The following is a 22,497-nucleotide window of genomic DNA, read 5'->3' as shown; positions in this document are numbered from 1 at the left end:
GGGGTTCCTCACTCACGTCCGGGCGCGGCGGGCAAGGCGAACGAACAGACAGGCGGACAAACAGGCACAGTTCACGGGTTCCTCACTCACATCCGGAAGACGCCGAAGCCACCGCGCGCGCCCTCGACCGGCGCGGTGTGCAGGGCGGACAGACACAGGCCGAGCACGGTGCGGGTGTCGCGCGGGTCGATGACGCCGTCGTCGTAGAGCCGCCCGGAGAGGAAGAGCGGCAGCGACTCGGACTCGATCTGCTGCTCCACCATGGCGCGCAGCGCGCCGTCGGCCTCCTCGTCGTACGGCTGCCCCTTGGCGGTGGCGGACTGCCGGGCGACGATCGACATCACCCCGGCGAGCTGCTGCGGGCCCATCACGGCGGACTTGGCGCTGGGCCAGGCGAAGAGGAAGCGGGGGTCGTACGCCCGGCCGCACATCCCGTAGTGACCGGCGCCGTACGAGGCACCGATGAGCACCGACAGATGCGGGACGCGGGAGTTGGAGACGGCGTTGATCATCATGGCCCCGTGCTTGATGATCCCGCCCTGCTCGTAGTCGCGGCCGACCATGTAGCCGGTGGTGTTGTGCAGGAAGAGCAGCGGGATGTCGCGCTGGTTGGCGAGCTGGATGAACTGCGCGGCCTTCTGCGACTCCTCGCTGAACAGCACCCCCTGGGCGTTGGCCAGGACCCCGACCGGGTAGCCGTGCAGCGCGCCCCAGCCGGTGGCCAGGCTGCGCCCGTACAGCGGCTTGAACTCGTCGAAGTCCGAGCCGTCGACGATCCGGGCGATCACCTCGCGCGGATCGAAGGGGACCTTCAGATCGCTCGGAACGATGCCGAGCAGCTCCTCGGCGTCGTACTTCGGCGGTTCGGCGGGCCCTGGATCCGGGTGCGCCTTGCGCCAGTTGAGGCGCGCGACCACCCGGCGGGCCTGGCGCAGCGCGTCCGGCTCGTCGGTGGCGAAGTAGTCGGCGAGCCCGGAGGTGCGGGCGTGCATCTCGGCGCCGCCCAGCGACTCGTCGTCGCTCTCCTCGCCGGTGGCCATCTTCACCAGCGGCGGACCGCCCAGGAAGACCTTCGAGCGCTCCTTGACCATGATCACGTGGTCGGACATCCCGGGGATGTACGCGCCTCCGGCGGTGGAGTTGCCGAAGACCACCGCGATCGTGGGGATCCCTTCGGCGGACAGCCGGGTGAGATCCCGGAACATCGCCCCACCGGGGATGAAGATCTCCTTCTGGGAGGGGAGGTCGGCTCCGCCGGACTCGACAAGGCTGACCAGCGGCAGCCGGTTGGCGCGGGCGATCTCATGGGCGCGCAGCGCCTTCTTGAGCGTCCAGGGGTTGCTGGCCCCGCCGCGTACGGTCGGGTCGTTGGCGCTGATCAGGCACTCCACACCGGAGATCACCCCGATACCGGTGACGATCGAGGCCCCCACCGGATAGTCACTGCCCCAGCCGGCCAGCGGCGACAGCTCCAGGAAGGGGGTGTCCGGGTCCAGCAGCATCTCGATCCGCTCGCGGACCAGCAGCTTGCCGCGCTTGCGATGGCGCTGGACGTATTTCTCACCGCCCCCGGCGAGCGCCTTGGCGTGCTCACCCTCCAACTCGGCGAGCTTGGCGAGCATCGCCTCCCGGTGGGCCGTGTGCTCGGCGCCTGCGGGGTCGAGCGCGGACGCGAGCACGGTCACAGCGATACCTCCGGTATGTCCAGGCCGCGAGAGGGCGACCCATCGCCAACGGCCGTGGCCCGGAAGCCGGAACGGGGAGTCAAAGCAGTACCTCCGGTATGTCCAGATGGCGGGAGCGCAGCCATTCGCCGACGGCCTTGGCCTGGGGGTCGAAGCGGGCCTGCGCGGCGACGCCCTCGCCGAGCAGGCCGTCCACGACGAAGTTCAGGGCCCGCAGCCGGGGCAGCGGATGGCGGGTGACGTTCAGTTCGGCCGTCTCCGGAAGCAGTTCCCGCAGCCGGTCGACGGTGAGGGTGTGGGCCAGCCAGCGCCAGGCGTCCTCGCCGCGCGCCCAGACGCCGATGTTGGCGCTGCCGCCCTTGTCACCGCTGCGGGCCCCGGCGACCGCGCCGAGCGGGGCGCGGCGGGTCGGGCCCGGCGGCAGCGGGGGCGGCAGCGGCGGCTCGTCCACCGGGCCTCCGGCGGCAGGCGTGGTGGGCGCCGGGGGAACGGAGAGCCGGGAGCCGTCCGGCAGTACGGCGGTGTGCGGCACGGTGTCGGCCGGGGTCTCCACGGCCTCGAAGACACCGTAAGGAGAGCCCTTTCCGGGCGGGGCGGTGACATGGAAGCCGGGGTAGCTGGCGAGGGCCAGTTCGACCGCCGCGCCGCTGATCACCCGCCCCACCGCTTCCGGGTCCCGGTCGCGCACCACCAGCCGCAGCAGTGCGCTCGCCTCCTCCTGTACGGCCGCGTCGGGGTGGTCGGTACGGGAGAGGGACCAGCGGACCTCGGCGGGGCGGCGTTTGCTCATCGCCCCCTCCATCTGGTCCCGTACGAGCGCCGCCTTGGCCTCGATGTCCAGGCCGGTGAGCACGAACACCACCTCGTTGCGGTGGCCGCCGAGCCGGGTCAGCCCGGTCTTGAGGGTGCGGGGCGGCGCCTCGCCCCGTACGCCGTGGACGCGCACCCGGTCCGGGCCGTCCTGGGCCAGCCGCACCGAGTCCAGCCGAGCGGTGACATCCGGGCCCGGATAGCGGGCGCCCGCCGTCTCGTAGAGAAGCTGGGCGGTGACGGTCCCGACCGTGACGGCGCCGCCGGTGTGCGGATGCTTGGTGATCACGCTGGAGCCGTCGGGGTGGAGCTCGGCGAGGGGGAAGCCGGGACGGCGGACGTCGTACTCGGCGAAGAAGGAGTAGTTGCCGCCGGTCGCCTGGGTACCGCACTCCAGGATGTGCCCGGCGACCACGGCTCCGGCGAGCGCGTCCCAGTCGTCGGCGGCCCATCCGAAGTGCGCCGCGGCCGGGCCCGTCACCAGTGCGGCGTCCGTCACCCGCCCGGTGACCACCACATCCGCGCCACCGCGCAGACAGGCCGTGATCCCGGCCCCGCCGAGATACGCGTTGGCGGTGACCACGCCGGGCCCCCAGTCGCGGGTGCCGAGGAGGTTGTCGCCCTCGACATGGGCCACCCGGCAGCCGATCCCGAGCCGCTCGGCGAGCTCGCGGATCGCGTCCGCCAGCCCGGCCGGGTTGAGCCCGCCCGCGTTGGTGACGAGCCGTACGCCGCGCTCCATGGCGAGCCCCAGGGTGTCCTCGAGCTGGCGCAGAAAGGTCGTGGCGTAGCCCCGCGCGGGGTCCTTGGCGCGGTCCCGGCCCAGGATGAGCATGGTCAACTCGGCGAGGTAGTCACCGGTCAGCACGTCCAGGGGCCCGCCGGTGAGCATCTCGCGCAACGCGTCGAAGCGGTCGCCGTAGAAGCCGGAGGCGTTGCCGATACGGAGGGGGCGGGGCGGAGGGGTCATGGGGCGCCTCCCGGGCGGTGTCCGGGAACACCGCTCTGCGGGGCGGGGTTCGCGGGGCCGCCTCCGGCGTCGCCACCCGCCAAGTGCTCCGTCCGCTGCCCCGGAGCGCGCCCCTTTCCGGGCGGCCCCGCGAACGCCTGGGCGATGTCCAGCCAGCGGTCCGCGTCCGGCCCTTCGGCCCGCACGGTCAGATCGTCGCGATGGGCCCGCTGGGTCACCAGCAGACAGAAGTCCAGCGCGGGTCCGGTGACCCGCTGAGCGGCGCCCTCCGGCCCGTACGCCCACACCTCACCGTCCGGAGCCGTGAGTTCGACCCGGAACTCCTCGGCCGGCGGCTCCATCCCCCGCGCCGCGTACGCGTAGCCCCGCGCCCGGACGCCGATCCGGGCCACATGGCGCAGCCGGGCGGTGGGGACCCGGCGCACACCCAGGGCGTCGGCGACGTCCTGGCCGTGCGCCCACGTCTCCATCAGCCGGGCGGTCGCCATGGACATCACGCTCATGGGCGGCCCGTACCACGGCAGCCGGGCGCGCGGCGGCTGCGCGGCCAGCGTCCGGAGCAGCCGCTCCCGCCCCTCGCGCCAGTGGCCCAGCAGCACCTCGGGCGGCTCGGCCGCGCCCCGCTCGGCGCCCTCGTCCACGAACGCCTCCGGCGCGGCCCACGCCCGGCGCACCTCGTCCGCGAACCCCTGGGCGTCCTCGGCGGCTTGTACGGCCCGCTCGTCGGTCCATGCGAGATGGGCGATCTGGTGGGCGATGGTCCACCCGGGCGCGGGCGTCGCCATCCGCCACTCCGCGCCCCCGAGCCCGGCCACCAGGCCGTCCAACTCGTCCCCCTCCGCCCGCAGGTCGCCGAGCAGAGCCTCCGTCTCGGACACGCGTCGCTCCCGTCGTCGGGTCTGTCGGGTGTCGGCCTTCTCTTGCCCTCGTCGAGTGCTTCGAGTGCTTCGAGTGCTCTCGTCGAGCGAGGGTGGCAGCGCGACGAGAAACAATCAAGCACGCTTGCATGATTCAGCCGGTTGAGACGGCCCGTCAGGCGCGCCAAGAGTGGGGCTGGTCGGCTCGACGAGGTGTGTGGCTCGGCCGACCAGCCCCCGGCAACCGCGACCGGCTCGCCTTACGGCAGCCGTTCCGCCAGTACCTCCGCCAGGTGGCGGCCCTTCCGGCCCGCCAGCTGAGTGAGTTGGGTGCGGCAGGAGTAGCCGTCCGCCAGGATCTCGGTGCCGGGTTCCGCGGCCCTTACGGATGGCAGCAGTTGCTCCTCGGCGCAGGCCGCCGAGACCTCGTAGTGGCCGTTCTCGAAGCCGAAGTTGCCCGCGAGGCCGCAGCAGCCGCCGCTCAAGGTGCCCGTAAGGCCCGCACGTTCGCGGAGGCGGCGTTCGGCGGTGTCGCCCAGGACGGCGTGTTGGTGGCAGTGGGTCTGGCCGACGACGGGGCGGTCGATCCTCGGGGGCTGCCAGTCGGGGGCGTACCGCTCCAGTGTCTGGGCGAACGTCGAGACGGACTCGGCGAGGCGCGCGGCGCGCGGGTCGGCGGTGAGGAGTTCGGGGAGGTCGGTGCGGAGGGCGGCGGTGCAGCTGGGTTCGAGGCCGACCACCGGGAGTCCGGCGTCCAGGGCCGGGGCCATGACGTCCAGGGTGCGCCGCATGACCGTACGGGCGCGGTCGAGCTGGCCGGTGGAGACCCAGGTCAGCCCGCAGCACACGGGCTTCGGCGGGACGACCACCCGCAGCCCGGCCGCCTCCAGCACGGCGACCGCCGACCGGCCGACGGACGGGGAGAGGTGGTTGGTGAAGGTATCGGGCCAGAGGACGACGGTCTGTCCGCGCTCGGGCCGTCCCGATCCCGATTCGGCCCCGGCCCCCGCCTCGCGTACCGCCTCGCGGACCCGGCCGCGCCACCACCTCATGAAGGGCTCGTGGGCCAGTTCCGGGATGCCGCGTTCGGGGGCGATGCCGCCCAGGCGTTTGGCCAGGGTGGCGAGTGGGCTCACCCCGGCCAGCGCGTTGGCCGCCGGGGCCGCCCGCAGGAGGGACGCCGCGCGCAGCCACACCGGGAGCCAGCCCATCGAGTAGTGGGCCGCGGGGCGCAGTCGGCCCTCGTAGTGGTGATGCAGGAACTCCGCCTTATAGGTGGCCATGTCGACCTCCACCGGGCAGTCGCTGCGGCAGCCCTTGCAGGACAGACACAGGTCGAGAGCGTCCCGTACCTCCTCCGATCGCCAGCCGTCCTGGACGACCTCGCCCGCGAGCATCTCGTGCAGCAGCCGGGCGCGGCCGCGCGTGGAGTGCTTCTCCTCGCCGGTGGCGCGGTACGACGGGCACATCACGCCGTCGCCGGACACCGACTCGTTACGGCACTTGGCGACGCCCACACAGCGCCGGACCGCCGCCGAGAAGTCGCCCTTGTCGTGCGGATAGCCGAACTCGACGTCCACCGGGCGCCTCGGCAGCGGATCGAAGCGCAGGTTCTGGTCCAGGCGCTGGGGGCGGGCCAGGACGCCGGGGTTGAGGCCGCCCTCCGGGTCCCACAGGTCCTTGAAGCGGGAGAAGAGGCCGACCATCTCGGTCCCGTACATGCGCGGCAGCAGTTCGGCGCGGGCCAGGCCGTCGCCGTGTTCGCCGGAGAGCGAGCCGCCGTGCGCGACGACGAGATCGGCGAGGTCGGCGGAGAAGGATCGGAAGACCCGGATGCCGGGCTCGGTCAGCAGGTCGAAGTCGATGCGGACGTGGATACAGCCGTCCCCGAAGTGCCCGTACGGCGTGCCGCGCAGCCCGTGCTGGGCCATCAGCGCGCGGAAATCGCGCAGATACGCGCCGAGCCGGGGCGGCGGCACCGCGCAGTCCTCCCAGCCGGGCCAGGCCTCGCTGCCGTCAGGCGTCCGGGTGGCGGTCCCGGAGGCGTCCTCGCGTACCCGCCACAGGGCGCGCTGCCCGGCCGGGTCGGCGACCACGGTGTGGTCCGTGGTGGCCCCGGCGGCGGCGCGGGCCACCTCCTGGGCGCGGGAGAGCGCCTCCTCGCGGGTGGCGCCGCCGACCTCCACGAACAGCCAGGCACCGCCCTTGGGCAGCCCGGTCGTCCCGGCGACCAGATCGGCGGCCATGCCCTCGACGGTCAGCGGACCGTACGGCAGCAGGGTGTGCGCGGCCTCGGCCGCCGCGCTCTCGTCGGGGTAGCCGAGTACGGCCAGGGCACGGGCGCCGGGCGCCTCCACCAGCCTTACGGTCGCCTCCGTCACCACGCCGAGGGTGCCCTCGCTGCCGGTGAGGGCGCGGGCGAGGTCGGCGTTCTTCTCGGGCAGCAGCTCGTCCAGGGCGTAACCGGAGATCCGGCGGGGCAGCTCGGGGAAGCCGGTGCGCAACAGGGCCAGATGCTGGCCGGCCAGGGACCGTATGCCGTCACGGAGCCGGGCGGGCAGGTCGTGGAGGCCCTGGGCGGCACGCACCCGCTCCCCGCCGTAGGTGAGCACGTCCAGCTCGTGGACGTTGTCGGCGGTGGTGCCCCACGCCACGGAGTGGGAGCCGCAGGAGTTGTTGCCGATCATGCCGCCGAGGGTGCAGCGGCTGTGGGTGGACGGGTCGGGGCCGAACGTCAGCCCATGGGCGCCGGCCGCCGCACGGAGGTCGTCGCAGATCACGCCCGGCTGGACGACGGCGGTACGCCGCTCCGGGTCGAGCGAGAGGATGCCGCGCATATGGCGGGTGAAGTCGAGGACGACGCCGAGCCCGGTGGCCTGGCCCGCGATCGAGGTCCCGCCGCCGCGCGCGACCACCGGCACCCCGCGCTCCCGGCACACGGCCAGCGCCGCCGCCACATCGTCGCCGTCGCGGGGCGCGACCACCCCGGCGGGGACCCGCCGGTAGTTCGACGCGTCCATGGTCATCAGGGCCCGGCTCGCCGTATCGAAGGAGACGTCCCCGCGAACGGCTCGTCGCAGCGCCTGCTCCAGCTCGTCTGCCTGGTGATCAGCCATGTCCTCCATGGTCCACGGCGACGCGGCCGTTGAGAATGTCCAATTCCGATTCATGGCCGCTTCATGGTCAGCATGCATGGCCTGTGCATGGCCCGTACACGGGCGCTTCATAGCCTCGGCACACGATCGCGCAGGATCGCTTCATGGCCTCTCGACGGCCGCTTCATGGCCGCCATGCATGGCCTGCATGCCCCACGTAGCCCGCATGGCCCGCATGGCCGCATGGCCCGCATGCCCGCATGGCCCGCATGGCCGCATGGCCGCATGGCCGCATGGCCGCATGGCCGCCTTAAGGCCACCATGTTCCGCGATCGGGTTCCTATACCGGCGCATCCCCTATACCGGCGCATCCTCGCGCGTCAACAGGATGTGGACATACCGTCTCACCCGCTGGACGGACGGTCGGACCGCGGCGGCCGACAGATTAGGCTTCGGCTCGTGGCTGAGATCCGGATTCCCGATGACATCAAGCCCGCCGACGGACGCTTCGGCTCGGGCCCCTCCAAGGTGCGCACCGAGGCGCTGAGCGCCCTGGCCGCGACCGGAAGCTCCCTGCTGGGCACCTCCCACCGCCAGGCCCCGGTCAAGAACCTGGTCGGCACCGTACGCGAAGGGGTGCGCGAGCTCTTCCAACTCCCGGAGGGGTACGAGGTCATCCTGGGCAACGGCGGCTCCACCGCCTTCTGGGACATCGCGACCCACGGGCTGATCGACTCCAAGTCGCAGCACCTGTCCTTCGGCGAGTTCTCCTCGAAGTTCGCCAAGGCGGCGAAGCTGGCGCCGTGGCTCGAGGAGCCCACGGTGATCACCTCCGACCCCGGCACCCACCCGGAGCCGCGCGCCGAGAGCGGCACGGACGTCTACGCCTTCACCCACAACGAGACCTCCACCGGTGTCGCCATGCCCATCCAGCGGGTGGCCGGCGCCGACGAGGGCGCGCTGGTACTGGTGGACGCCACCTCCGGGGCGGGCGGTCTGCCGGTCGACACCGCCGAGACGGACGTCTACTACTTCGCACCGCAGAAGTCCTTCGCGGCGGACGGCGGCCTGTGGATCGGCGTCTTCTCGCCCGCCGCGCTTGAGCGCGCCGCCCGGATCCACGCCTCCGGTCGGCACGTCCCCGAGTTCTTCTCGCTGCCGACCGCGATCGACAACTCGCTGAAGAACCAGACGTACAACACCCCGGCGCTGGCGACGCTCTTCCTGCTGGACGACCAGCTGAAGTGGATCAACGGCCAGGGCGGTCTGGACTGGGCGGTCCGCCGCACCGCGACCTCCTCGCGCACGCTGTACGGCTGGGCCGAGGAGTCCAAGTTCGCCACCCCGTTCGTGGCCGACCCGGCCAAGCGGTCGCAGGTCGTCGGCACGATCGACTTCAACGAGGAGATCGACGCCGCCGCGGTCGCCAAGGCGCTGCGGGCCAACGGCATCGTGGACACCGAGCCGTACCGCAAGCTGGGCCGCAACCAGCTGCGGGTGGCGATGTTCCCGGCCGTCGACCCGGCGGACGTCGAGGCCCTGACGGCGTGCGTGGACTACGTCATCGAGCACCTCTGAGGACTCACTCCGAGCCCTAGAGACTCACTGCGAGCCCTAGAGGACTCACTCCAAGCGCTGGAGGCCCGCGGCCGACCACCGGCTGCGGGCCCCTTCGTACGCGCTGACGACCGGCCCCGGGATCAGCTCCGGGTTCAGCTCCGACGGAAGAGCTTGCGCAGGCCGAGGAACACCACCAGCGCGCCGACGAAGGTGAGCCCGGCCTTGACCAGGTTGCCGTTCTTGTCGCCGTCGGTGAGCTTGCCGTCGACGCGGTCGGAGTACTCCCCCTTCTTCTTCTGCTCCTTCGCGGTGGCGTCCGGCAGCAGCTCCCCGCCCAGGTCCACCGGCGTCACCTTGGAGCCCGCGCCCTCGGTGCCGTACATGAGGGTGCCGCCGTCCGGGGTGAAGGTGACCGACTCGCCCTGGCGCTGGAGCGGCAGCCCCGGCTCCTCCTCCAGCCGCGCCGGCTTTCCGTTCCGCCAGCGGTACTCGGCGGCCGAGAAGTAACCGCGCAGCACCAGCCGGGTGCCGTCCGGGGAGAACGCCCCGTCCGTGACCTCCATGTCGATGTCGGCGACCCGCTGGAAGACATTCACCCCGGAGGGGCTCAGTGTGGTCGGTCCGGCGTACAGCCCGCCGTCCTCGTCGCTCTTGCTGGCGATGTAGACGCGGCCCGTCTTGGGGTGAACCATCAGCGCCTCGGCATTGCGCGGACCGCCCTGATACTTGACGGTGAACTGGGTCGCGGTGACGGTGGTGTCCTTCAGCTGCTTCGGCTCCGGGAAGCGGTAGATCCACACATGGGACCACTGACCGCCCAGGTTGTCGCCGATATCGCCGACGTAGACATTGCCGTCCGGCCCTATCGAGATCGCTTCCACATCGCGGGGATCCCCTATCCCGCGCAGGGTGACCCGCGCGACCGTCTTCCCGGTCCTGCCGTCCACGGCGTATACGTACGGGCCGTCCGAGCTGTCGTTGTGCGTCCAGTAGACGCCGGGGTGGAGACGGCTCGCGGCGAGGCCGCTGGACTCGGTGATCCGTGAATCCTGGATCGTGAAGGGGGACGGCGACGACGAGTCGTCGGCGGCGGCCGGGGCGACTGCGGACACGGTCAGCAGCGCGGCGGCACCGAGTACGAACGGAAGCGGACGCATGGGCCCAAGCCTGCCATCCCGCCGGGGGCGTCCGGCGCCGGAACCACGCCGAGGGGCCCCTCCGGCCACGCATGGCTTCCGCCCGAGCAGGGGCTCCGCGTTCCGCCTTCCGCCTTCCGCCTTCCGCCCCGGCATCACTTCTGTGATCGCGCATGACTTCCGCGATCACGGGCAGATAACGTCTGTCAATTATTTGTGCGGGCAGCCACCCCGAAATAACCCCGAGATTATTTGATCTCATCCTGGGATTATTTCGGCGAGAAATTTATCGGTCATTGACGGCATAGCGGGCGGCGGCATTGCAATGCGGAAAGGCCCCGCTTACGGTCTGAGCTCATGAGCGAATACAGCCAGTCCTCTTATGCGCAAACCGCACCGCCCACGCATTCCGCCGGCGCCCCCAACCATGGTGCGGCACCGGCCGCGCCGTCCAAGAAGATCGCGATCTTCGCGATCGTCGGCTCGGTCATCGCGCTGGTCGGCTCCATGGTGAACTGGGTGATCTCCGACGCCGAGCGCGCCACCGGGGGCATCAAGGGCATCGACGGCGACGGCATCATCACGCTGATCGTCGCCCTGGTCGCGGCGATCCTGTTCATCGCCGCCATGGCCACCAAGAAGGCGGCGCTCTACCTGGTCGGCGGCGTTCTGGGGCTGGCCATGGCCATTGTCGCGGTCATCAACATGGCGGACCCCGAGCGACTCGTCGTCCAGAAGCTGAAGGACGAGGAGGGGGTGTCGCAGCAGGTCGCGGAGAAGGCCGCGGAGCAGGCCGCGAAGCTGTACGACATGACCGCGGGACCGGGGCTCTACATGGTCCTGGTCGGCGCGCTGATGGCCCTGGCCCTCGGCGTTCTCGGCTTTATGAAGTCCCGCGCCGCCCGGTAATCCGAAAAGACCGGTCGCATTCGACGCCCATATTCAGCGGCGACCTCCGGCAATCATGCTCGATTGAATTCCGACCGGAGCCGCAAAACCCCAAGACGCCCGCTTTTTGACCGCACGGGGGGCCAAAAAGCGGGCTTTCGGGTTTTCCACGGGGAATTCTCGGCCGGGACCCTGCCGCCGCCGATGACGGCGCACCCGGCCCGCCCCCCCCTTGATTAGAGCGCACTCCAACGGCTTGGCTGATCCTCATGGAGTACACGCAGCTCGGACGCACAGGTCTCAAGGTCAGCCGTATCGTCCTCGGCACCATGAACTTCGGTCCGCAGACGGAGGAGGCCGACAGCCACTCGATCATGGATGCCGCGCTCGACGCGGGCATCAACTTCTTCGACACCGCCAATGTGTACGGCTGGGGCGAGAACAAGGGCCGCACCGAGGAAATCATCGGGAGCTGGTTCGCCAAGGGCGGCGGGCGGCGCGAGAAGACGGTCCTCGCGACCAAGGTGTACGGAAACATGGCCGCCGAGGGTGAGCCCTGGCCCAACAGCGACAAGCTCTCGGCCGTGAACATCCGCCGGGCCGTGGACGCCAGTCTCAAGCGGCTCGGCACGGACTACATCGACCTCTACCAGTTCCACCACGTGGACCGCTCCACCCCGTGGGACGAGATCTGGCAGGCCATCGACATCCTCGTACAGCAGGGCAAGATCGTCTACGCGGGCTCCTCCAACCACGCCGGCTGGCACATCGCCCAGGCCAATGAGGCCGCGGCCCGCCGTGGCTCGTACGGGCTGGTCAGCGAGCAGTGCCTGTACAACCTGGCCGAGCGCCGCGCCGAGATGGAGGTCATCCCCGCCGCGCAGGGCTATGGCGTGGGCATCATCCCCTGGTCGCCGCTGCACGGCGGGCTGCTCGGCGGAGCGCTCCGCAAGGAGCGCGAGGGCGGCGGTTCGCGCAGCACGTCCGGGCGCAGCGCCGACGCGCTGAAGAACGCGACGGTGCGCGATCAGATCCAGCGGTACGAGGACCTGCTGGCCAAGCATGGCATCGAGCCCGGCGAGGCGGCCCTGGCCTGGCTGCTCACCCGGCCCGGGGTCACCGGTCCGATCGTGGGTCCGCGCACGGCCGAGCAGCTGACGTCGGCGGTACGGGCGTCGGAGCTGAAGCTGGGCGAGGAGGTGCTGGCGGAGCTGGACGAGATCTTCCCGGGTCCGGGGCCGTCGCCGGAGGCGTTCGCCTGGTAGCCGAGGGCGGGAGCCAGGAGGGGGCGTGGGCCGCGCGGCGGTCCACGCCCCCTCGCGTTCAGCCTCCCAGGGCCGCCGCCGCGGCGACTACGACGAGGATCAGCACCAGCGCGCCGCTCATGATCATGTTTCTGGTCTTGGGGTCCACACCTCGAGATTAGCCGGACCGCTCAGTGCCCCAGCGGCCAGGCCGCCACCACCTCGTAGCGCGGCTGCTGTCCGGGGACGCCCGGGGCCGGTGGATGGCTGCGCACCAGGCTGAGCTCGCCCACGGACCACTCCCGGCCCGCGAAGTCCATGAGCCCGTCCACGTACGGCGCGAGGCTGGTGGCGGAGCCGTGGCGCGGGGAGAGGTGCCGCGCGGAGCGGGCGCGGGCGATGGTCAGATGCGGGTGGTACGGGCGGTGCCGGTCCATCGGGACCCCGGCCCGTCGGCCGCCCGCCTCGGCGGAGTCGGCCAGCCGCCGCAGGGCCTCGCTGTCGCCGTCGACACCCACCCACACCACCCGGTCGTCGAACCGGCCGCCGCCCGCGAGCCGCAGCTCATGGGGGTGGTGCCGATGGGCGGCGCGGGCCAGCCGGGTGTGCAGCTCGGGCAGTACGTCCTCGGCCACCTCGCCGAAGAAGGCGAGTGTGAAGTGCCAGCCCTCCCGCTCGGTCCAGCGCAGCCCGTCCGCCCCCGGCAACGCCCGGAGCGCCTTGACCCGCGCGGCCAGCTCGGCGACGGCCGCCTCCGGCGGCAACACGGCGGCGAAGAGTCTCATCCGCCCAGTCTCCCGCACCGGGGGTGGGGAACTCAGCCTCTCCGGGAGTTGGCAGCCCAGCCTCTCCGGGAGTTGGCAGCCCAGCCTCTCCTGGGCTGGCAACTCAGCCCCTCCGGCGTTTGAGGAGCGGGGTCCCGGGCGGAGCCCCGGCGAGGCCAAAGGGCGGTTCAGGCCGTGGCTGCCAGCGGCTTCTCCTCCGTCTCAGGCGTGCGCGGCACGAAGATCACATGCGGGTGGCCCCGGCGCAGGTTCAGCTTCAGCCGCAGGCCGCCGACCCGGACCAGGATCAGCCCCACCGCGGCCGCGGCGGCCGCCGAGATCAGGCCGCCCGCGGCGAATCCGATGCGCGCGCCGCAGGTGTCGGTAACCCAGCCCACCAGCGGGCCGCCGATCGGCGTACCGCCGACGAAGACCATCATGAACAGGCTCATCACCCGGCCCCGCATCGCGGGATCCGTCGCGAGCTGGACGCTGGAGTTCGCGGTCACGTTGAACGTCAGGCTGAAGATCCCGATCGGCACCATGAGCGCCGCGAAGAGCCAGAAGTACGGGGTGGCCGCGGCGACCATCTCCAGCACGCCGAACATCAGCGCGGCCCCGACCAGCAGCCGCCGCCGGGCCACCACCCGCCGGGCGGCGAGCAGCGCGCCCGTCACCGAGCCGATCGCGATCAGGGTGTTGAGCAGGCCGTACGTACCCGGCCCGGCGTGGAAGACACCGTCGGCGAAGGCGCTCAGCCAGATCGGGAAGTTGAAGCCGAAGGTGCCGATGAAGCCGACGAGCACGATCGGCCAGATCAGATCGGGGTTCCCGGCCACATAGCGCAGCCCCTCCCGCAGCTGCCCCTTGCCACGCGGCGCCCGCTCGACCTTGTGCAGCTCGCTGGTGCGCATCAGCAGCAGCCCGATGATCGGGGCGCCGAAGGAGACTCCGTTGATCAGGAAGGCCCAGCCGCTGCCCACGGCGGTGATCAGCACACCGGCGACCGCCGGGCCGATCAGCCGGGCGGACTGGAAGTTCGCGGAGTTGAGGCTGACCGCGTTCCGCAGATCCTTGGGGCCGACCATCTCGTTGACGAAGACCTGGCGAGTCGGGTTGTCGACGACGGTGACCATGCCGAGCAGGAACGCGATGAGATAGACGTGCCAGACCTGCACATGGCCGCTGAGGGTGAGGGCGGCGAGGGCGAGCCCGCACAGCCCCAGCGCGGTCTGGGTGAACAGCAGCAGTCGGCGCCGGGGACATCGGTCCGCGATGACCCCGCCGTAGAGACCGAAGAGCAGCATGGGCAGGAACTGCAGCGCGGTGGTGATACCGACCGCGGTGGAGGAGCCGGTGAGACTCAGGACCAGCCAGTCCTGGGCGATCCGCGACATCCAGGTGCCGGTGTTGGAGATCATGGCACCGGTCGCGAAGAGGCGGTAGTTGCGGATCCTCAGCGAACGGAAGGTCCCACCGCCCCTGGTGCGTCCGGCGGTGACGGCGGGTGCGGATGCGGCGGCGGATGCGGGGGTTCCCGGGGGTCCGGCGGTTCCCGGGGGTCCCGGGGTTCCGGCGGGTCCGGCGGCTCCCGGGGTTCCGGGGGGTCCGGAGATTCCCGGGGATCCCGGGCTTCCGGGGTTTGCGGGGTTCTTCGGTGCGGGTGCGGAGTCTGCTCCGGGTCCCGTACTCAAGTGCGTTCGCCTCCTGGCTGCCTCGGGGTCGTTCTTACATATGCGCGAGCTTCTCCAGCACGGGCGCGGCGGCGCGCAGCACGTCCCACTCGTCCTCGGTCAGCTCCCCGACCAGCTCGGCCAGCCAGGCGTTGCGCTTGCGTCGGCTCTCTTCGAGCATGGCCTCTGCCCGTTCGGTCGGCGAGACGACTTTCTGCCGCCGGTCCTCCGGATGCGGCTCGAGCCTGACCAGCCCCTTGGCCTCCAGCAGCGCCACGATGCGGGTCATCGACGGCGGCTGGACGTGCTCCTTGCGGGCCAGCTCGCCAGGTGTGGCGGAGCCGCACTGGGCCAGCGTGCCCAGGACCGCCATCTCGGTCGGGCTGAGCGATTCGTCCACCCGCTGGTGCTTGAGCCGCCGCGATAGACGCATCACTCCGGACCGCAGGGCACTCACGGCGGCCGCGTCATCGGGGGGCGCCTCCGCCTGGTGCTGGGGGCGGGACAGATCCGGCATGGTCTTTAGCATAACTCATTACCTCGCCTAATGAAACCCTGGTTACTTCCCTATTTCTATTTCACCCGGACGAGTGAGTTGACTCCGGGTAGTGACGCACGGCGGCACGCATGAGCGCCCAGGACCACGGGGGTCCGGGGCGCTCAGGGCGGAACGCTCATGCGCCAGGCGGGACGGCGTACACCAGGGCGGGACGACGACTCCGCCAGGCCGGGGCGCCCAGGCGCGGGGCGGCCCAGGCGCGGGGCGGCCCAGGCGGGGGCCCGGTCGGGGCGGCCCAGGCGCGGGGCGACCCAGGCGGGGGCCCAGTCGGGGCGGCCCAGGCGCGGGGCGACCCAGGCGGGGGCCGAGCTCGGCTCAGGAGACGCCGAGTGCCTGTTCGATCGGGTTGAGCAGGAAGTACACCAGGAAGCACAGCCCCACCGCGCCCAGCAGCCACGGGATCTCCCGGGTCCGCCGGGTGGCGATGCGCAGCAGCAGGAACGAGAGGACGCCCAGCCCGATCCCGTTGGTGATGCTGTACGTGAACGGCATCGAGATCATGGTCAGAAAGGCCGGGATCGCGATCGTGGAATCGCTCCAGTCGATCTCCTTGACGTTCGCCGCCATGATCAAGAAGCCGACGACCACCAGCGCGGGGGTCGCGGCCTGCGAGGGCACCACCTTGGCCAGCGGGGTGAAGACCAGCGCGAGCAGGAAAAGCGCGCCGGTCACCACGTTCGCGAGTCCGGTGCGCGCCCCTTCCCCGACGCCCGCCGTGGACTCCACGAAGCAGGTGTTGGCCGAGGCCGAGCCGAAGCCGCCGCCCGCGACCGCGACGCCGTCCATCATCAGGATCCGGCCCATGCCCGGCAGCTGACCGCGCTCATCGGTCAGCCCGGCCTCCTCGCCGACGCCGATGATCGTGCCCATCGCGTCGAAGAAGCCGGACAGCAGCACGGTGAAGACGAAGAGGCAGCCGGTGAGCAGGCCGACCTCATGGAAGCCGCCGAAGAGGCTGACATCGCCGACGAGGCCGAAGTCCGGGGTGTCGACCACCTTCTCCGGCACCGAGGGGATGGTCAGCCCCCACTGGGCGTCCGGGATCTGGGCCAGGGAATTGATCACGATCGCGACCACGGTCATGGTCACGATGCCGATCAGGATCGCGCCGCGCGTCTTGCGGACGATCAGGATGAAGGTGAGCGCGAGACCGGCCACGAAGACCAGCACCGGCCAGCCCTGGAGCCGCCCGGCCACGCCCAGGCCCAGGGGGACGGTGGTGTGCGCGGAGTCGGGGTTACGGCTGACGAAGCCGGAGTCGACCAGACCGATCAGGGCGATGAAGAGCCCGATACCGATCGCGATCGCCCGCCGCAGCCCGGATGGGATCGCGTCCATCACCCGCTGCCGCAGCCCCGAGGCGACGAGGATCATCAGCACCAGACCCGCGAGCACCACCATGCCCATCGCGTCCGGCCAGCTCATCTTGGGCGCGAGCTGGAGCGAGACCACGGCGTTGATGCCGAGGCCAGCGGCCAGCGCGATGGGGACGTTGCCAATGATCCCCATGAGCAACGTGGTCAGGCCCGCGATCAGGGCGGTGGCGGTGACCAGCTGGCCGTTGTTGAGCTGATGCCCGAACTTGTCCGTACCGGCCCCGAGGATGATCGGGTTCAGTACGACGATGTAGGCCATCGCAAAGAACGTGGCCAGTCCGCCCCGAATCTCCCGGGAGATCGAGGAACCACGCTCGCTGATCTTGAAGAACTTGTCGATGCCGTTGGCGGGGGGAGTCGGAGCCTGCTTGCCGGCGTCGACCGGCACGGTGGCCGAGGGGGACATGAAGGACCTCAGGGTGCGTGAACATCAACAGCGGGCCCTTTGGACGATCGAACGAGACATTCCACTCAGACCCAGAAGTATTCAGTATGAAACTATCAAGGTCCGATCGCCAAACCGGTCCCGGTGGGTCCTCTGTGCGGTCTCTGCACGGCCTCTGCCCGGCCTCTGTACGGCCTCTGCGAGGTCCGCGGCACGGCCCCGGCCGGACCCATGACCCGCCCCGCTTAAGCTGTGCCCATGACGAAGTGGACCCCCAAGCACGAGGCGCCGGAGCCCCTCGAGGGCAATGTCGTGGCCACGATCACCGGCGGCACGATCGTGTGGTTCGTCCTCTTCCTCGCCCAGCTGCCCTTCTACGGCTGGTTCCACGAGCACGGACATCTGTGGTGGCTGTGGACCTGCCTGGCCGGCGGCGGCCTCGGGCTGCTCGGCATCTGGTACGTACGGGCCCGGGAGGCGGCGATCCGCCGCGACTCGCGGAACGGCGACGCGCGGACGGCCGACGCGCAGAACAGCTGACCCGAGCAGAACGGCTGACCCGAGCAGAACGGCTGACGCGAGCGGCACTGCTGACGCGCGGAACGGTCGGCACACCCCGCGACGGCGCGGCGCCGGACCGTCCGCCGTTCCCGGCAGCGGCCCGGCGCCCTGGCCTGGTGCGCGGGCGCGCTCCCCTCCTCATCACGCACCCGCTCACCCGTCTGTGGTGCGTACAGAAAGTGGTGCGCACAGAAAGATGAGGGCCCCGCCGCAGGGACGCGCGGGCGGAGCCGGATGGGCCAACTGTACGATCTTCACGGGCCGTTCACAATGTTGCGGAAGCCTCACGGCGGGCACTTTGTTCGGGAACTACCGTCTTGTGGTCGCCAACTCACCAGTAATGTGAGGGATATGACCGGTAACCGCTTTCGTGCCGATGAGATCGACACCAGCAAGCCGCACTCGGCCCGCATGTATGACTACTTCCTGGGCGGCAAGACCCACTACGCGGTCGACACTCACGCCGCCGAACAGGTCGAGGCCGTCTGGCCGGACGTCAAGCCGTGGACCCGTGCCAACCGGTCATTCATGCACCGCGCGACCCGCTGGCTCGCGGGCGAGGCGGGCATACGGCAGTTCCTGGACATCGGCACCGGCATCCCCACCGAGCCCAACCTCCACCAGGTCGCCCAGAAGGCCGCCCCGGACTCCCGGGTCGTCTACGCGGACAACGACCCGATAGTGCTGGCCTACGCGCAGGCCCTGTTGCTCTCCACGCCCGAGGGCCGCACCGCCTACATCCACGCGGACGTCAGCGATCCACAGGGGATCCTGGCCGCCGAGGATCTGAACGACACCCTCGATCTGTCCCAACCGGTCGCCCTGTCGCTGAATGCGATCATGCACTTCATCGCGGACGAGCAGAAGCCGTATGAGATCGTGCGCCAACTGGTCGAACCCTTGGTCTCGGGCAGCTATCTCGTGCTCTCACACGGTGCGCTCGACCCCCGCCCCGGGGTCTCGGACGCGGTCACCAACCTCTACCGCAGCAGCGGCATCCATGTGCAGGGACGCACCCAGGAAGAGATCCTTCCATTCTTCGACGGGCTGGAGCTTGTCGATCCGGGCGTGGTGATGCCGCACCGTTGGAAGCCCGAGAGCGAGCAGGCCAGGGCCGAGGCGGAGGCCAAGGAGCTGTCGATCTTCGCGGGCGTGGCACGCAAGCCCTGACCGGGGCGGGCCTGGTCCCAGGGTCCGGCCTTGTCCCGGGGTCCGGCCTTGTCCCGCGGAACGGGCCTGGTCCGCGGACCAGGCCTTGCCCCGGGGCAAGGCCCGCGCACACCCCGTGCGCGCGCCCGTCAGTCGAACCAGCGAGCCCGCGCCAGCTCCTCCGTACGGGTCAGATCCTCCAGCAGGGCCGCCACCTCAAACCGGCGCGCCCAGTGGCCGGCGGCCCAGGACAGACCGGCCGCGACGCCCTCGACCGTCGAGGCGTGCAGGGTGCCGTCCACATACCGCCAGTCCAGCTCGATCTCCCCCGCGCCCGCGCCCACGCCCTCGATCAGCAGTTCCTCATGCTCGATGTACGACAGCGGAGCGCCCGGGAGGAGTTCGCGGACCGCCTCGGGCACCTCGTGCGGATCGCCCTGTGAGGTCACCCGCGCCGGGTACGCCTCGCTCAGCCGCCGCACCTGGAACAGCTCGGCCAGCTCCGCCGCCCGCGCGGGCCGTACGGGCAGCAGCGCCCGGCCGTCCGCCTCGGCCAGCGGCATCAGGTCCGGGGCGTCCGCGACCAGCGCCTCGCCCGCCTCGACCACCGTCGGCTCACCGTCCACGACGGCGCGCAGCTCGTCCGGCAGGGTCACCTGCTCGGGTTCCAGGTCGGCCAGCTGCCCGTAGATGGCGTGCAGCTGGGCAGGGGTCACCTCGCGATCCGGGTCGGAGAGGCGGGCCAGCAGCTCGGCGGCGCCGCCCGGCTCGTCCAGCAGCGCGGCGACGGAGGTCCGTACCCCCAGCGCCCGCAGCACCTGCTCGTCCTCGAACCCGGCCGCGTCCACCGCCTCGTACAGCCCGGCCAGCAGCGGATCGCCCCCGGCCGCGCGCAGCCCGGCGGGGCGCCGGCCGTCCAGCACCGGATGGCCGCGCAGCCACCACGCGGTGTACGAGCGCACGATCTCCGTCGTTCCGTCCGGCAGCAGCACCCGCACCGGCGCGGTCAGCGCGTCGCGCAGCGGCGGCTGGGCGAGCATGGCCAGCGCCCGCGGCCAGGCGTCGTCGTCGACCAGGTCCAGATCCCGTACGGCCACGATCTCGGTGGCCACCGGCGGCACCGGCGTCTCCGGCAGCCGGTCCAGCACGTCCTCGCACCACACGTCGACGGCGTCCAGCACACCGACGTCGTCCGGTTCGGTGAAGTCGCCCTCGCGAGGCTCCAGCTCATCCGGGTCCAGCACCACATCGGTGGCCCTGACCAGCGTGAAGCCCGCCAGCACACCGACCGCGGCAAGCGGCTGCTCACCCCAGCGCCCGGCCAGCTCGGCGTCGCACGCGGCCAGTTCGCCCTCCCGCATCACCTGCTCGAAGGCGCTGCCGGGGAGGACCAGCTCACCGGCCGGGGCCAGCTCACCGTCCTCGTCCGGGAGCGCGAGCGCGGCCAGCCACGGCTCGTCGCCGGGCGCCAGCCGGGCCTGCTGGACCAGACCGAGAACGGTGTCGGCCAGCGTGTCGGCGTCCAGCGCCGCGCCCAGGCCGCCCTCGCCCTCCTCCGCGAACGGGTCGTACTCGTCCTCCGCCTCCAGCGAATGCGCGACGGCGGTCCGTACCTGCGGGGTCGTCAGCACGGCGCGGGGCGTGGCGGGGGTCGCGCCGAGCTTCTCCAGCAGCGGATGGGCGGCGTCCGGATGTGCAACTTTCAGGCCGAGGCGGGCGAGGGTGCGATGCGTATCGCTGATCCCGGCGCCGCGCTCGGGGGTCCGCGCGGGCACGGCGATTCCGGCAGGCCCGGCGATTCCGGCGGACTCGGTGGTCATGGCGGACTCGGCCGGTCCGGCGGGCTCGGTGGTCATGGCGGACTCGGCGGACTCGGCGGACTCGGCGGTTCCGATGCTGTCCGGGCTGCGCAGGTCGCCGCCGCTGTCCAGACCGCGCAGGCTGTCCAGGTCGCCGTCGGCCTCGCCCGGCAGCGGCAGCAGCACCTGCCGGGGCCCGATCGTCGTCCGGCCGTCCGCCAGCGGCACCGGCAGCCCGCTGAGCCGGTCCGGGTCGATGCCGCCCAGCGAGTCGTACAGCCGCCGCCACCAGGCCGGGGCGCGCTCCACCCCCGCGAGCCGGTCGATGAGCTCGCCCAGCGGCACCCGGGCCACGCCCAGCACCCGCAGCTCCGAGCGGCGCTCGAGACCCGCGGGCAGCAGCGTCGGGAACAGCTCGGCCAGCACCTCCACCGTCTCCGCGCCCGCGCCCTCGACGATCTCGGCGTCCCGGGGCCGCAGCGCGTGGGGCTCGCCCTCGGCGCCGCCGCGCGCCAGCACGTCGTCATCCCAGTCGGCCGGGGCGGGCGCGAGCGGGGCGGCAGCCGGCTCCCCCGCCCCGGGGCCGCCCTGGGCGGCGTCCGGGCCGAGCGCCTCCGGCGAGCCGAGCCAGCCCGCCACGGCCTCGGCCACGGCCGCGTCCTCCGTACCCACGCCCACCGCCGGTGCGGCGGCACTGGGCAGGAACGGCACCCTCGGCAGCCGCTCCAGAACCCGCTGGCGCAGCTCCCCGTCCAGCTCGCCCCGGCCCAGCTGGCCCGGGACCAGGTCGATCGAGCCGACCGAGACCGGATGCCAGTCGCGCAGCAGCGTCGCGTACGCCTCGGCCGCGCGGTCCAGCAGGAAGTCCGTGAGCGGCCCGGGGGCGGTGTGGCGGCGGGTGGGCTCCAGCGGGAAGGACGCGATCAGCAGCGCGGGCATGCCCAGCGGCTCGTCGGTCGGTGTCGGGGCGTGGACGACCGGGGCGGTCGTGGGGCGCGTCGGCGCGCCCTCCGCGTCCACCGGAACCGCCCAGGTCACCGACCACACCGGGCGCAGCCGCTCCTCCACCGGACGGTCGGCCAGCAGCTCCGGGTCCAGCCGCCCGCCGACGCTCTCGGTGCGCCAGCGCGTCGTACCGCGGGCGCCGCTGTCCTCGACGACGGTGTACGGGCCGTCCTGGCGACGGCGCAGCGTCCGGGTGCCCTCGACGGTCTCGACCACGACCTCGGCCAGACCGGGGAGGGTGAGCAACAGCGCGTCGTCGATCCCGGCCAGCAGCCGCTCCGCCACGTCCCAAGCGGCGCCGTCGCGCAGCGGCAGCACCACGACGGTGTCGTAGCCCTCCGGGGCGCTCCCCTCGGCGGGCAGCGGCAGCCGCAGCAGGGGGACGTGGCCGTCACGGCGGCGCAGCTCCTCGGCGAGGCCGGGGCCGCCGCCGACGGCGGCGGCGCGCTGGGTCAGCTCCCGCGCCTCGGCCAGCGACCAGCGGACCCCGCCGGTGCGGCCCACGACCGCGGGCTCGTCGCTCACCGCGAGCACCGCCGCGAAGCCGACGCCGAACCGCCCGACCGCACTCTCCGGCTCATCGCGCTTGGCCGACGCCCGCAGAGTGGACAGCGACTCGACGCCCGCCGCGTCCAGCGGCGCCCCGGTGTTGGCGACGGCCAGCACGGCGGGCTCGCCGTCGGTGGCCGGACGCAGGGTCAGCCGCAACCGGCCGGGCACCCCGGCGCGGGCGGCGGCGTCCGCCGCGTTCTGGGCCATCTCGACGACCAGCCGGTCCCGGTGGCCGCCCAGCGCCAGATCCTCCTCGGCGTTGGCGTCCTCCCGGAACCGGGCGGGCGACGCGGCCCAGGCGTCCAGCACGCCGCGCCGCAGCCGCGCGGTCCCGAACGGGTCCGCGTCCTCGGTCGCGCCTCGCACCATCGCCGTGCTGCTCACGTCTCGCCTCCGGAAGTTCCTGGTCGGGGTCCGTCCTGCGCCACG

Annotated in this window: 15 protein-coding genes; 5 read left to right on the top strand and 10 right to left on the bottom strand. The window is 72.0% G+C overall.

What is annotated here, in order from left to right:
• Window positions 1–86: 86 nt before the first annotated feature.
• The 4 genes from ACMTAK_RS28835 to ACMTAK_RS28820 form a co-directional block, all read right to left on the bottom strand.
• On the bottom strand, window positions 87–1,685 hold the full coding sequence (locus tag ACMTAK_RS28835; RefSeq protein WP_413808871.1) for an acyl-CoA carboxylase subunit beta: 1,599 nt from the start codon (window positions 1,683–1,685) through the stop codon (window positions 87–89).
• 79 nt (window positions 1,686–1,764) lie between these two features.
• Window positions 1,765–3,465 (bottom strand): acyclic terpene utilization AtuA family protein, encoded by a 1,701-nt coding sequence (locus tag ACMTAK_RS28830; RefSeq protein WP_413808870.1) that lies wholly within the window; start codon window positions 3,463–3,465, stop codon window positions 1,765–1,767.
• Window positions 3,462–4,343, bottom strand: a complete 882-nt coding sequence (locus ACMTAK_RS28825; RefSeq protein WP_413808869.1) for a TIGR03084 family metal-binding protein — start codon at window positions 4,341–4,343, stop codon at window positions 3,462–3,464. The genes ACMTAK_RS28830 and ACMTAK_RS28825 overlap by 4 nt, the downstream gene beginning before the upstream one ends.
• Window positions 4,344–4,582: 239 nt before the next feature.
• Window positions 4,583–7,438: an FAD-binding and (Fe-S)-binding domain-containing protein gene (locus tag ACMTAK_RS28820; protein WP_413808868.1), complete on the bottom strand. Its 2,856-nt coding sequence runs from the start codon at window positions 7,436–7,438 to the stop codon at window positions 4,583–4,585.
• Between the two features lie 438 nt (window positions 7,439–7,876).
• Between ACMTAK_RS28820 and serC the strand changes: the two genes are divergently transcribed.
• Window positions 7,877–8,995, top strand: coding sequence for a phosphoserine transaminase (serC, locus tag ACMTAK_RS28815; RefSeq protein ID WP_413808867.1), 1,119 nt, complete (start codon window positions 7,877–7,879; stop codon window positions 8,993–8,995).
• A 134-nt stretch (window positions 8,996–9,129) separates the two neighbouring features.
• Here the strand turns inward: serC and ACMTAK_RS28810 are convergent, their stop codons facing one another.
• Window positions 9,130–10,134, bottom strand: coding sequence for a hypothetical protein (locus ACMTAK_RS28810; protein WP_413808866.1), 1,005 nt, complete (start codon window positions 10,132–10,134; stop codon window positions 9,130–9,132).
• 336 nt (window positions 10,135–10,470) lie between these two features.
• Here ACMTAK_RS28810 and ACMTAK_RS28805 point away from each other — a divergent pair, with 336 nt between their 5' ends.
• Window positions 10,471–11,022: a hypothetical protein gene (locus tag ACMTAK_RS28805; protein ID WP_413808865.1), complete on the top strand. Its 552-nt coding sequence runs from the start codon at window positions 10,471–10,473 to the stop codon at window positions 11,020–11,022.
• 248 nt (window positions 11,023–11,270) lie between these two features.
• On the top strand, window positions 11,271–12,266 hold the full coding sequence (locus tag ACMTAK_RS28800; protein WP_413808864.1) for an aldo/keto reductase: 996 nt from the start codon (window positions 11,271–11,273) through the stop codon (window positions 12,264–12,266).
• Window positions 12,267–12,436: 170 nt separating this feature from the next.
• On the opposite strand, the gene thpR is transcribed toward ACMTAK_RS28800, so the two are convergent.
• The 4 genes from thpR to ACMTAK_RS28780 all read right to left on the bottom strand — a co-directional run bounded on the left by thpR (window position 12,437) and on the right by ACMTAK_RS28780 (window position 17,023).
• Window positions 12,437–13,030 carry an RNA 2',3'-cyclic phosphodiesterase gene (gene thpR / locus ACMTAK_RS28795; protein ID WP_413808863.1) on the bottom strand — a complete coding sequence of 198 codons (594 nt, stop codon included), beginning with the start codon at window positions 13,028–13,030 and terminating at the stop codon, window positions 12,437–12,439.
• A 167-nt stretch (window positions 13,031–13,197) separates the two neighbouring features.
• Entirely contained in the window at window positions 13,198–14,703 is a 1,506-nt protein-coding gene (locus tag ACMTAK_RS28790) for an MFS transporter (RefSeq protein WP_413808862.1), read from the bottom strand.
• Between the two features lie 34 nt (window positions 14,704–14,737).
• Window positions 14,738–15,199: a MarR family winged helix-turn-helix transcriptional regulator gene (locus ACMTAK_RS28785; protein ID WP_044573694.1), complete on the bottom strand. Its 462-nt coding sequence runs from the start codon at window positions 15,197–15,199 to the stop codon at window positions 14,738–14,740.
• A gap of 357 nt (window positions 15,200–15,556) precedes the next feature.
• Window positions 15,557–17,023 carry an NCS2 family permease gene (locus ACMTAK_RS28780; RefSeq protein WP_413808861.1) on the bottom strand — a complete coding sequence of 489 codons (1,467 nt, stop codon included), beginning with the start codon at window positions 17,021–17,023 and terminating at the stop codon, window positions 15,557–15,559.
• A gap of 237 nt (window positions 17,024–17,260) precedes the next feature.
• Here ACMTAK_RS28780 and ACMTAK_RS28775 point away from each other — a divergent pair, with 237 nt between their 5' ends.
• Both ACMTAK_RS28775 and ACMTAK_RS28770 read left to right on the top strand, forming a co-directional pair.
• On the top strand, window positions 17,261–17,542 hold the full coding sequence (locus tag ACMTAK_RS28775; RefSeq protein WP_413808860.1) for a DUF2530 domain-containing protein: 282 nt from the start codon (window positions 17,261–17,263) through the stop codon (window positions 17,540–17,542).
• A 372-nt stretch (window positions 17,543–17,914) separates the two neighbouring features.
• Window positions 17,915–18,733 carry an SAM-dependent methyltransferase gene (locus ACMTAK_RS28770; protein ID WP_413808859.1) on the top strand — a complete coding sequence of 273 codons (819 nt, stop codon included), beginning with the start codon at window positions 17,915–17,917 and terminating at the stop codon, window positions 18,731–18,733.
• A 128-nt stretch (window positions 18,734–18,861) separates the two neighbouring features.
• Here the strand turns inward: ACMTAK_RS28770 and ACMTAK_RS28765 are convergent, their stop codons facing one another.
• Entirely contained in the window at window positions 18,862–22,437 is a 3,576-nt protein-coding gene (locus ACMTAK_RS28765) for a sacsin N-terminal ATP-binding-like domain-containing protein (RefSeq protein WP_413813023.1), read from the bottom strand.
• Between the last annotated feature and the right edge of the window lie 60 nt (window positions 22,438–22,497).

The sequence above is a fragment of the Streptomyces lacaronensis genome (genome assembly GCF_047337785.1).
Lineage (GTDB): Bacteria > Actinomycetota > Actinomycetes > Streptomycetales > Streptomycetaceae > Streptomyces > Streptomyces lycopersici.
Note: the sequence above shows the minus strand (reverse complement) of the source record. Positions and strands in the feature narration are given on the sequence as shown.